The following is a 12,173-nucleotide window of genomic DNA, read 5'->3' on the forward strand; positions in this document are numbered from 1 at the left end:
GCTGTATATATAGTTAAATTTTTATGTATAAAAGTATAAAATAACTCATTATATGTATCAATTCTCATTTAAAAATGCGAAGCCCCACTTATTTCCATAAAGCTATTGAAATATTTTTGTATTATTGTTAATATTCTGATTATTATAAAATTAGAAGGTGTATATATGTACAATATTAAAAAGTTTAGTCAGTTCATTAATAAAACATTCGTTCTTTGGATGTTATTAGCTGCAATATTAGGTTTTAGTTTCCCTAATGTCATCTCTCAAGTAGCACCTTATATCCCTTACTTATTAGGAATTGTAATGTTTGGTATGGGGATGACAATTTCAACAAATGATTTTAAAGAAGTGTTTAAATCACCGAAAAGTGTATTCATTGGCGTAATTCTACAATATACAATAATGCCAGTAACAGCATATTTAATTGCAAAAGGGTTTAACTTAAATTCTGATATTGCATTAGGTGTAATATTGGTCGGTTGTTGTCCTGGTGGTACTGCTTCAAATGTTATCAGTTACTTAGCTAAAGCAAATACTGCATTGTCAGTATCCATCACTACAGTATCTACATTATTAGCACCCATCATTACACCAACTTTAATTTATTTGTTTGCAAGAGAATGGTTACAAGTATCCTTCTCATCTATGTTTATATCAGTCGTACAAGTTGTATTAATTCCTATTATTTTAGGCTTTATAGTACAAAGATTTTTCAAACCAGTTGCCGAAAAATCAATTGATATATTACCAATTATTTCTGTAATTTCAATTTCATTAATTCTTTCGAGTGTGGTAGCAGGTAATAAAGCTCAAATTATAGAAACAGGTTTGATTATGTTTGGCGTTGTATTGCTTCATAACGTAAGTGGTTTAACGATTGGATATTTATTAGCTAAACTCTTTAAACTAGACAGACCTGATAAACGTGCTGTTTCCATAGAGGTAGGTATGCAGAATTCTGGACTAGCTGTATCACTTGCAACAGCCCATTTTAATCCTTTATCTGCAGTTCCAGGAGCTATATTCAGTTTTATTCACCTATTAACTGGTCCAACCATTGCAATTATTTGGTCTAACCAAACGAAACGAACTGAACGCAAAAAACAATATTCTACTGCAACCGATCAAGCATTGTAAATCATAATAATAGGCTGAGACAATTAATTTGTCTCAGCCTTTTTAATTTCAAAAATATATATTCTAGTTGTTTATAAGTGTCATTTAATAAATTTATATTATCTTCTATACCACTCTTGCCATATTTTTTTTACGTAGATATATCCTTGATTCCACATTATACATACCTCCTTCTCACATTATTTGTGAGATATTTGGTACCCTAAATATAACATGGTGAGAAATTACATAGGTTAAAGCATTATTACAGTTTCTTTAATATCACATTTCCAGTCTTAATATTCTTAATCTAATTTGCGTGACAAAATGCAATATTTCAATCAAAATGTATTTAATAGGAGTGATTATGTTGCAAAATGTTAATATGCAGACATTTGAATTTAGAGGTAACCATTATGATCACGGCGTCGCACAAGCTGAATGGTTAAAATCTACCAAAATGTTAGAGAATAGAGATAAAGAATGGAAAATCAGAAGACCGCGCTTTGACATAGATATAGATGAAACTAAGAAAATCTATCAAGAATTTGCACCACCAATATGGGATGAACTTATGGGATTACAAGATACATTAAAGTATCCACTCGAACAGATTCTATTAAATTATGGACATTACAGAGTTTATGCAAAAGATAGTGGTTGTTCTATATTTTTAGGTACTGATTATATGGTGAGAAATTATGATTATAACCCTGCCACTTATGATGGTCGATTTAGTTTATTTCAACCAAATGATGGTGGATATGCGCAAATTGGTCCAACATCGAGAGTTACCGGACGTATGGATGGTATGAATGAACATGGCTTATCTATGGGATATAATTTTATGCATAGAAAAAAACCTGGTGACGGCTTTGTATGTTATATGATTGGAAGACTAATTTTAGAAACCTGTAAAAATATTGATGAAGCAGTAGCTTTATTAAAAGAGATACCTCATCGTACTTCTTTCAGCTATATTTTAATGGATAAGCAAAACAGAAGAATAACGGTAGAAGCTACCCCTCGTTCAGTTGTTACGAAACAAAATAATTTATGTACGAATCACTTTGAAGTATTAACACATGAGAACCGAAATTATATAAAAGAATCTATAGAAAGATACAATAGAATCGAACATATTACAAACGAGCATATGTCTTTAGAAGATGCTATTCGTTATTTTAACGACCCACAATATGAAATTTATAGTAAGCTTTTTAAAAGCTGGTCCGGTACCATTCACACTTCAGCTTATATACCTGATCAATTACAAATGAAAATTGCTCTTGGAGAAAATGGTATGTTACATACATTTAACTTCCAAGATTGGTTAGATGGAAAGCCTATAGATTTAAATTCAATTTCAGGACAAATTGATACAGACATCTTGTTCGCAAGTGAATAAAAAATCTTTACACAACTTGATAGTAAGCAAAAAAAAGCACGATAAGCTCCTAGCTTATCGTGCTTTTTGTATTACTTAATTATAATATCGCCATTATCCGTATAACTTTCAATTACGTGTTTACCGTTACCTACTTTTTCTCCTTTAAATGCTTTATTTTTTATATGTGTACTGCCTGATTCAGCTTGTAATTGTAATAAAGTATTTTTAGGAGGTTCTTCGTAAGATAAAGTGATGTCTCCATCTTCTGTAGATGATTTAATATCGCATTCATTTTTAAGTTGGCTAATATTTATGTTACCCAACGAAGTAATCAATTCACTATTAATGAGGCTACTTTTCGCTATTGTTATATTTCCTGTTTCAATTTCACCATTAAATTCTGATAGTGCTGAATTTTTAACTTGAACACTTCCTAAACTAGACATTGCTTTAGCGTATTTTAAATTCACATTATTATAAGAAATATCCCCTGTATCAGTAATCATATTGCTGTTGTTACTACTGACATCTTTAATTAATATATCTCCCGTATTTGTTGTTATATTAAATGATTGATATTGTTTCTCTGGTAAAGTGATTACTAAATGATTTGTCGTTTTTCTAAAAGGTATAAAATTGGCATTGAATTGATACTTACTATCTTGTTCTGTGAAATGTAGTAAATTGTTTTCTATGTTCGCATTTACATGTTGTTTGCCGTTATACTTTATCCCTAAAGTCTTACCCTTTTTCACTTCAACATTTGTATTTTGTCCATTCACGATGACTTGTTCAACTTGATCATCCTCAAAAACTTTTTCATAAGTTTCATTCTTCTCAAATTTATTATTAACCGTAAACCAAAGAATTGTACCTATTAAGCCAAAAATTAAGAAGATGCCTAATCCTATCAAAAATAACTTTTTCATTATTCAGCATGCCCCCTAATGACTTTTACACACCATTTTAAATATTTTAAGATGCCTTTGTAACTCAGTTCTATTAATTTTAATCCAGTAATGAGCAACATTAACCCTAATCCTAAAAATGATATAGAAAAAATTATGTTTGTAATATCAATCCAATAAAATCCATACAATATAATATTTATAACACTTACTATAGGTCCTAACATCATCAATGCGCCAACCACTACAACAATTAAAAGTATAAACGCAATAATTAGAAACGGTATAATAATAAAAAATATATTAAAAAAGCTTAAGCCTAATGTTGCCATAATTGCTTGAAAAACATTTTTAAAGTTTGGTGCTATTTCAGCATCATGAATGGCGCTCGTTGCATAAACTTTCTTTGCAATTTCCTTAGGCTCACCTAATTCATTCATTAATTCATTTTCATTTTTTGCTTCAAAAAATTTTGTTTCATATTCATACATTATTTTATCTCGCTCAACTTTAGGCAAACGAGACAATTCATCCTCAAGGTAATTAAGGAAGGTTATTTTATCCATTGGTTTTGCCCCTTTTATTGTGATATTAACCTTACATCTTTATTATATTACCATTCTTTTACAAACAACATTATACTATCATTTGAAATATTTGATTTCAAGTGATACCACTGTGATATACTAACTTAAATATATAAATAAGGGGGCATTAAGAATGAAAGAATTAATCAAACCCAACAAGCTTTCTAAAGGGGACACTGTCGCAATCGTTTCACCATCCTCAGGTTACGCCGGTGAAGAAGAAGTAATTTGGAGAACAGAAGTTGGTATTCAACGATTGAAAGAAGTATTCGGTTTAAAAGTGAAAGTTATGCCACATGCACTTAAAGGAGCAGACTTTACATATAACAATCCAAAAAAACGTGTAGAAGACTTACACCAAGCACTTGAAGATCCTGAAGTAAAAGCAATTATTTGTACTTTAGGTGGAGATGATTCTGTTCGTTTATGGCCATATATCGACTTAAATATCATTAAAAATAATCCAAAAATATTAAGCGGCTATTCAGATACAACTGCAATACATTTTATGTTCTATCAAGCAGGTGTATCAAGTTTTTATGGTCCAGCACTTTTAACAGACTTTGCTGAAAATGTTGCTATGGATGATTATACAGTTGACTCAATTAACCAAACATGGTTCCAAAATGGTCCAATTGGAAATGTACCCGCCTCACCACAATTCAGAAAATATGGTTTATCATGGGAAGAGAAAAATAAAGACATTAATAGACCATCATTTGACAGTCAAGGATATGAAATTTTAAATGGTAAAGGAAAAGCTACAGGACATTTAATTGGTGGATGTATGGAACTTTTCCATTCATTAAAAGCAACAGATGTTTTTCCAAATAAAGAAGTTTTTGATGGCGCAATTTTATTCATTGAAACAGCAGAAGTTCAAGCACCTCCTTGGTTAATGGAAGATTACGTACGTGCTTTTGGTTCAATGGGAATCTTTGATAAAATAAATGGCGTGATTATTGGACGTCCACAAGATGATGCATATTACGAAGAATACAAAGAAGTTTGGGTTAAAATGTTGAAAGAATGGGATCAAGAAGATATGCCTGTCTTTTATAATGCTAGTTTTGGACATAACGAACCTAAATGTGTCATACCTTATGGGGCACAAGCAGAGTTGGATGTTAAAAATAAAACTTTCAAAATATTAGATAACGCTGTTAAATAAATATTTTTTCGAGATTAGTTCTTTGCGATTTATTTCAGAATTGTTATAATATTTAATATATTGAAGGGGGATTAACAAAATGACTAAGTTAGTTACATATTTTGAACAAGCACAACCAATTAAAGAATACGTAAACGAAATGACTACAAATAAAGAACAATTGCTCGATATTTATCAATCTTTTAAATTACCTAAAAATGATGACCGTTTAGATAAAATTAAAGATAAAAATTATAAAGTACTTGTCATTACTGAAGATTGGTGTGGAGATGCCATGATGAACATACCAGTATTATTGAACATTGCTGATTATACGAATATTGAAGTAAAAGCATTTCACCGTGATGAAGATACAAACCTAATTGATCAATATTTAACAAACGGTACAGCAAGATCAATACCTATTTTCGTATTTTTAAATGAACATCATGAGCAAGAACATGTATGGGGACCAAGAGCTATAAGTGTACAAAAACAAGTAGAAGAATTACGTAAAGACTTACCAAGCAAAGATGACCCAACATACGCTGAAAAAGAAAAAGATGTTCATCATAAAATTCATGAAACTTATCAAAATAATACACAATTTTGGGATGACGTATACGAATCAATCGTAAGTTCAATTTCATAAATGATAAGAGGCTGAGACAAATATTGTCTCAACCTCTTAATTATGTATAAGTCCTCTATTACTCATAGTAGGATTTCTCACCATCCCCATGGCTCGATAAATTCATTTTACACTAATTTTCTTTAATCTAAAAATCTATGTTATTTAAGTTCACATATAAAAATCTGCAAGTGAAAAGCGCTCGTCCGGGAATTAACGAGCGCTTTTCGGGGAAGGGTTATTAATTAAGGAAACATGTATTTATACAAAGCCGGGAAACCTCGTATAAATAACTTGAATCATTTTATGATCCATTTCAACGTTACAATTACAGATAACTATCTAAACACGTTCTACACAAAGTCATTTGCAATTATGAAAAACATATACGAAATAAGTTTTGAGGAATTGAATGTATTGTGCTTCGTGTTGTGTTATCTATGACTAAAGTATATCAGTACAGTATGACTTTTTGTGCATTCATTCTTAACTCAAATATTTCATTTCTTAAGTGTATTTATTGAAAGATTTTTTAACAGTTAGGCATGCCTAACTGTTAAAACCATTGTTAATATTGACTTTTTAAATACACAATTATATGTTTGTTTTTTACAAAATCATTACCTATAACTATTTTTATAAAATCTCACGATTTTGTTCGTGCATGCTTGCCTAGGGGTATGGCTCGAGCCTGTAGTCTCTCACGCATACTATTCCCTCAGGCGTCAGCACTTACAAAATCGCTCTCAATATCCATATTTATATAGAAAAATGGTGTCTCTAAGAGTTAGCTAAATGATTCTCATTAAAATAATAGGTCATTTATGTTAAAGGCAATTAATCTTAAGTGTCTATATTTACACAAGTAGAGAGAAATTTAAATATGGATATCTGTATTCACATAAGTGGAGAGAAGTGTAAGTAAGGATGCCTATGTTAACACAAGTCAGTTGAAGTGTAAGTAAGGATGTCTGTATTCACAAAAGAGGAAAGCATGCGCATAAAAAATACCAACAAAGTCTTAGACTTTGCGGGCAATCTGATGGTAGTTCTAAGAGTTGCCAAAATGATTTTTATAAAAAATAAGAGCAGAAATTCATTATTAAAATTGAATTTCTGCTCTTATAAAATTTCTATGACATTTATGTCACAAGTTTTTCTATTAAACAAATAAACTAATAAATAGTAAGAATATGATACCTGATACTGATATAACTGTTTCTAATAATGTCCATGATAAGAATGTTTCTTTCATTGTTAATCCGAAATACTCTTTAAACATCCAGAAACCTGCATCATTTACATGTGATGCTATTACACTACCAGCACCTGTTGCTAATACTACTAAAGCAAGGTTAACGTCTGATGATTCTAATAATGGCATTACAATACCTACTGTTGAAATTGCTGCTACTGTCGCTGAACCTAGCGATATTCTTAATACAGCTGCTACAATCCAAGCTAGTAATATTGGTGACATTGCTGAACCTGTAAATAGTTCTTCGACAGTTTTACCTACTCCACCGTCGATTAATATTTGTTTGAATGCACCGCCACCGCCAATGATTAGTAGCATCATACCAATTGGATATATGGCATTAGTTAATGTATCCATAACTTGATTAACTTTATATCCTCTGTTAATTCCCATTGAATAAATAGCAAACAATACTGAAATTAACATTGCTGTACCCGCTTCACCTATAAAACTAATAAAACCTAATATGCCTTCTGGATTCTCTGGTGAACCTGTTACTAAATCTACAACTGTTGAAACAAGCATTATAAATACTGGTAATAAAGCCGTTAATGCTGAAATTGCAAATCCTGGTGTTTCTTCAATTTTGAAAGATTTTTGTTTACCTAGAGATGCTAAGTCGCCCGATTTTGTAAATGCTTCTGGTATAATTTTTCTAGCAAATTTAGTGAAAATTGGTCCAGCAATTATTGTAACGGGTATTGCTACAATGATACCAAATATTAAAACTTGACCAATTTCCGCTCCAAATTCCTTAGCAATCATAACTGGACCTGGATGTGGTGGTAAAAATCCGTGAGTTACTGATAATGCTGCTGTCATTGGAATACCTAAGTATAATGTAGAAACTTTAGATTCTTTAGCTATTGTAAATACTATAGGAATTAATAATACTAATCCTACTTCAAAGAATAATGCTATACCGATGATAAATGATGCAGTAACAACTGCCCATTGAATTCGTTTTTGACCAAATTTATTAATTAATGTGTGTGCAATTCTTGTTGCACCACCACCATCTGCTAATAACTTACCTAACATCGCTCCTAAACCAAATATTAATGCAATGTGACCAAGTGTAGATCCCATACCTGTTTCAATTGTTCCAATAATTTTGCTTAATGGCATTCCTAACATTATGCCTGTTACCATCGCAGTTATAATTAACGATACAAAAGTGTTAAGTTTTAACCACATAATTAAACCTAATAATAATATAATTGCTACTGCTACTATTAATAATGGTGCAATATCTGAAAACATATTAACATCTCCTTATGAATGTGTTGCTTGAAATTCTGAAATCAAATCGTACTCTTCAGTTAATTTACGGCTTAAATTTATATAAATTGGTATAAGTGATTGATAAATATCAACATTTTCTTGTTCTGGTTCGTGTTGATACGTCTTACCTACCATTTTGTCCAATACTTCAAAATCTTCAATTTCTCCTAGTGCTTTTAATCCTAAAACACAAGCGCCTAAGCAAGAACTTTCATAACTTTCAGGAACTTCAACTGAAGTATCAAAGATATCTGCCATCATTTGTCTCCAAACTTCACTTTTAGCAAATCCACCTGTCGCTTTAATTTGTTCTGGTGATTTCTCCATAACTTCGATTAATGCAAGATATACTGTATATAAGTTTAGAAGTACGCCTTCTAATGCTGCTCTAATCATATGCTCTTTTTTATGTGATAATGTCAGACCGAAATAACTACCTCTTGCATTAGCATTCCATAACGGTGCACGCTCTCCTGCTAAATAAGGGTGGAAAATTAATCCGTTTGCGCCAGGTTTTACTCTGCTCGCAATTTTAGTTAAGACATCATATGAATCAACACCTAATCGCTTAGCTGTTTCTACCTCACTAGCTAATAATTCATCCCTTAACCATCTAAGTACAACACCACCATTATTAACTGGTCCACCAATACAATAGTGATCTTCAGTTAATACATAGCAAAATATTCTTCCCTTTTCGTCTGTCTTAGGCTTATCTATAATTGTTCTTATAGCGCCACTTGTACCAATTGTTACAGCAACTTCACCTTCGCGGTAACTATTCACGCCTAAATTAGAAAGTACACCATCAGATGCACCGATTACAATAGGTGTATTTTCATCAATGCCCATTAAATCTGCATATTTTTTATTAACGTTCTTCATAATATGTGTAGTGGAAACTAAATTTGGCAATTGACTTTCATTAATTCCAAGTAAAGACATTACTTCTTTATCCCAAGCTAATGACTTAAGGTTCATCATACCCGTTGCAGAACCTATTGAATGATCCATTACGTACTCTTCGAATAACTGATAAAATATATAAGATTTTATATCAATCCATTTTGCAGTTTTGTCATAAATATCAGCGTGTTCATGCTTTAACCAAAATACTTTAGACAAAGGAGACATTGGATGAATTGGTGTTCCCGTTCTTTTATATATTTCAAGTCCATCATGTTTTTCATTTATCATATTTGCATATTTACTTGCTCTATTATCAGCCCAAGTTATACATTCAGTTAAAGGTTTGTTGTCTTTATCCATAGCTATTAAACTATGCATAGCACTACTAAAACTTAACAATTTAATATTTTTTGGTTCTGCTCCAGTATCTCTAATCACCTTTTTAACTGTGAATATGACAGCATCGAATATTTCTTCAGGATTTTCCTCAGCAACACCAATTTCTTTTGTTGACATAGGGTATTCAATACTATGTTTATTTAAAAAATTGCCTTCTTCATCATATATAACAGCTTTCGTGCTCGTTGTACCGATATCAATACCAATCATGTATTTCATTTTATAATCCTACTTTCTATCTATATTTATTTGCGAATTCCATAGAACATCTATTTGTTCATCTACATCATCAAAGTTTAAGTGAAATGCTTCTTTCATCTTATTTCTGTCCTTAGTTTCAATAGCTTCTATATATACTTTATGATTATGAATAACTCGCTTAAAGTCATCTAAATCATTTTTCATTCTTTGCCTCATCGAAACTAAAATTAAACATTCCATAACAGGGGTTAAGTTATGCCATATCATTTCAATATATTGATGATTAATTGCTGTAATCATAGATTCGTGGAACTGTAGATCCAGTCTTGTAAATTCGTCTGCATCTTCAAATTCAACTGCAACTGACATCATTTTCAAGATTTTATTTAATTGTTTGATGACTTCTGTATTATTTTCTAACTGTAGTCTTTCAAAAACGAACGATTCTAACATTAACCTAATATCATAAATTTCTTTTTGATTAGTATTAGACAAACCAATAACAACAGCTCCCATTCTTTCAAGAGAAATTAGACCATCTTGTTGAAGTAGTTTAAGTGCATCTCTCACGGGTGAACGGCTGACTTCAAACTGTTGAGCAATTTTGTTTTCGCTTAGCTTGTCACCTTCTGCAATTTCTTTACTTATAATAGCTAATCTAAGTTCACTCGCCACTTGTTCTCCAGTAGAACGATGTTTTAACCAATCGCTAGGATAGTGATAATGATGCTTCATAAAATCCCTCCAAAATCATCCGTATACTTGTATACAAGTTATTGTAAACGTTTTCTACATATTTGTAAACGGTTACGATTAGTTTTTTAAAGTAAAAACACACACTAACAAATTGTTAGTGTGTGTTTAAATTAAAATTCATTCAATATATAATCTGTTTAAAACAACTTCTCCTAATGCTTTACTTGCAGTTAATAAAGCATCTTCGTTAACGATAAATTTAGGACTATGATTATAAAATGCTTCATCAATATCATATGGTTTGCAACCTATAAAGAAAAATGTTCCAGGGATTTTTTCTAAATAACTCGCGAAGTCTTCTGAACTCGTAAGTTGCTCATGTTCTTTTAACGATTCAAAATAATCACCTTGGCTTGTTGCTAAAATATCAACTAAATAATCAGTTTGTTTATAATGATTGATTAAAGGTATACAATCTAATTCATATTTAAATTCGCAAGATACACCAAATGTTTCTTCTAATCCCTCAATTAATTGTACTATTTCGTCATGTATTTGATGGCCAATACGGCTTTCCATATACCGTACATCACCTGCTAGTTCCACACTTTCTTGTATTACATTTAATGAACCTAAGCCATTAAATGAACTTATAGTTACTACACCCATATCAAAAGGATTTAATCTTCTTGAAACTACCGTTTGAACATTCGTAACAAAAGTACTCGCTGCCATAATAGCATCATTTGCTAAATGAGGACTGGAACCATGCCCACCTTTACCTTTAACTTTTAAATGGAATAATGATCGTCCTCCCATTGTTGGCCCTTTTCTATATGAAATAACATCTGGTGTGTAATCTGGGAATAAGTGTATACCATATATCTCATCAACATCATTTAAATATCCCGAGTTTATCATATCAATTGCTCCACCGGGTGCTAATTCCTCAGCATGTTGATGAACAATAACTATTTTACCTGGTAAATGATCCTTCAACTCAATTAAACTTTCTGCAAGCACCATTAAATAAGCAGTATGTGCATCATGACCACATGCATGCATCCAACCTTCATGTTTAGAAGAAAATGGTAGACCGGTATCTTCAGTAATATTCAAAGCATCAAAGTCTGCTCTTAAAGCGATCGTTCTACCTGGTTTACTACCTTCTATTTCTACTATTAATCCATAATTTCCACCAATACGATTATGTATTTTAACATCTTTATCTTTATAGAATGACTCAATATATTGTGATGTTATGATTTCGTTAAATGATGGTTCTGGGTACTGATGCAAGTGTTTATAATGTTTTATCATACTTTGCTCTTTTTGTTCTAACTTTTTAAATAATAAACTTCGTAACATATGTTCACCCCAATTTCATAAAAAGTAACTACTACACGAAGTAGCAGTTACTTTTTATCTTCTTCACTTTTAGTTTTATCTGGATGCTCATCTACTTTATCTTCTTTTTCAAAAATAGCTAAAATTGCTGTAAGGAAAAATCCTAGACCTGCACCAATCATTAATGATTTAGGTGTTCCTTCGAAAAAGAAACTCCCGATAATACACAATACACCTATTATGATATAATGTTTTATAAATTTTTTACCCAAAAATATCCCTCATTCATATATC

General features: G+C 31.3%; 11 protein-coding genes. 4 read left to right on the forward strand and 7 right to left on the reverse strand.

What is annotated here, in order from left to right:
* Window positions 1–165 precede the first annotated feature (165 nt).
* Window positions 166–1,140: a bile acid:sodium symporter family protein gene (locus CD129_RS01585; protein ID WP_115337252.1), complete on the forward strand. Its 975-nt coding sequence runs from the start codon at window positions 166–168 to the stop codon at window positions 1,138–1,140.
* 349 nt (window positions 1,141–1,489) lie between these two features.
* A complete protein-coding gene (locus CD129_RS01590) occupies window positions 1,490–2,527 on the forward strand; it encodes a C45 family autoproteolytic acyltransferase/hydrolase (protein ID WP_107509889.1) in 1,038 nt (345 codons plus the stop codon).
* Between the two features lie 71 nt (window positions 2,528–2,598).
* Here the strand turns inward: CD129_RS01590 and CD129_RS01595 are convergent, their stop codons facing one another.
* Together CD129_RS01595 and CD129_RS01600 are read right to left on the reverse strand one after the other, a co-directional pair.
* Window positions 2,599–3,438, reverse strand: a complete 840-nt coding sequence (locus CD129_RS01595; protein WP_107509880.1) for a DUF4097 family beta strand repeat-containing protein — start codon at window positions 3,436–3,438, stop codon at window positions 2,599–2,601.
* Complete coding sequence (locus tag CD129_RS01600) at window positions 3,438–3,983, reverse strand: HAAS signaling domain-containing protein (protein ID WP_078358458.1); 546 nt, start codon at window positions 3,981–3,983, stop codon at window positions 3,438–3,440. Before CD129_RS01600 ends, CD129_RS01595 begins: the two co-directional genes overlap by 1 nt.
* Before the next feature lie 154 nt (window positions 3,984–4,137).
* Here CD129_RS01600 and CD129_RS01605 point away from each other — a divergent pair, with 154 nt between their 5' ends.
* Both CD129_RS01605 and CD129_RS01610 read left to right on the forward strand, forming a co-directional pair.
* The gene (locus CD129_RS01605) at window positions 4,138–5,175 is read left to right on the forward strand and encodes a S66 family peptidase (protein WP_107509881.1); all 1,038 of its coding nucleotides are present in this window, start codon (window positions 4,138–4,140) and stop codon (window positions 5,173–5,175) included.
* Between the two features lie 79 nt (window positions 5,176–5,254).
* Window positions 5,255–5,806 carry a thioredoxin family protein gene (locus CD129_RS01610; protein WP_078358456.1) on the forward strand — a complete coding sequence of 184 codons (552 nt, stop codon included), beginning with the start codon at window positions 5,255–5,257 and terminating at the stop codon, window positions 5,804–5,806.
* Between the two features lie 1,141 nt (window positions 5,807–6,947).
* On the opposite strand, the gene CD129_RS01615 is transcribed toward CD129_RS01610, so the two are convergent.
* The 5 genes from CD129_RS01615 to CD129_RS01635 form a co-directional block, all read right to left on the reverse strand.
* Window positions 6,948–8,306 (reverse strand): gluconate:H+ symporter, encoded by a 1,359-nt coding sequence (locus CD129_RS01615; protein ID WP_107509883.1) that lies wholly within the window; start codon window positions 8,304–8,306, stop codon window positions 6,948–6,950.
* Between the two features lie 12 nt (window positions 8,307–8,318).
* Window positions 8,319–9,854, reverse strand: coding sequence for a gluconokinase (gene gntK / locus CD129_RS01620; RefSeq protein WP_115337251.1), 1,536 nt, complete (start codon window positions 9,852–9,854; stop codon window positions 8,319–8,321).
* 9 nt (window positions 9,855–9,863) lie between these two features.
* Window positions 9,864–10,571: a GntR family transcriptional regulator gene (locus CD129_RS01625; protein WP_115337250.1), complete on the reverse strand. Its 708-nt coding sequence runs from the start codon at window positions 10,569–10,571 to the stop codon at window positions 9,864–9,866.
* A gap of 138 nt (window positions 10,572–10,709) precedes the next feature.
* Window positions 10,710–11,900, reverse strand: a complete 1,191-nt coding sequence (locus CD129_RS01630) for an amidohydrolase (RefSeq protein WP_078358539.1) — start codon at window positions 11,898–11,900, stop codon at window positions 10,710–10,712.
* Window positions 11,901–11,947: 47 nt separating this feature from the next.
* Window positions 11,948–12,151, reverse strand: a complete 204-nt coding sequence (locus CD129_RS01635) for a hypothetical protein (protein WP_078358540.1) — start codon at window positions 12,149–12,151, stop codon at window positions 11,948–11,950.
* Window positions 12,152–12,173: the final 22 nt, after the last annotated feature.

Source organism: Mammaliicoccus fleurettii (genome assembly GCF_003970575.1).
In the GTDB taxonomy this organism is placed as follows: Bacteria; Bacillota; Bacilli; order Staphylococcales; family Staphylococcaceae; genus Mammaliicoccus; species Mammaliicoccus fleurettii.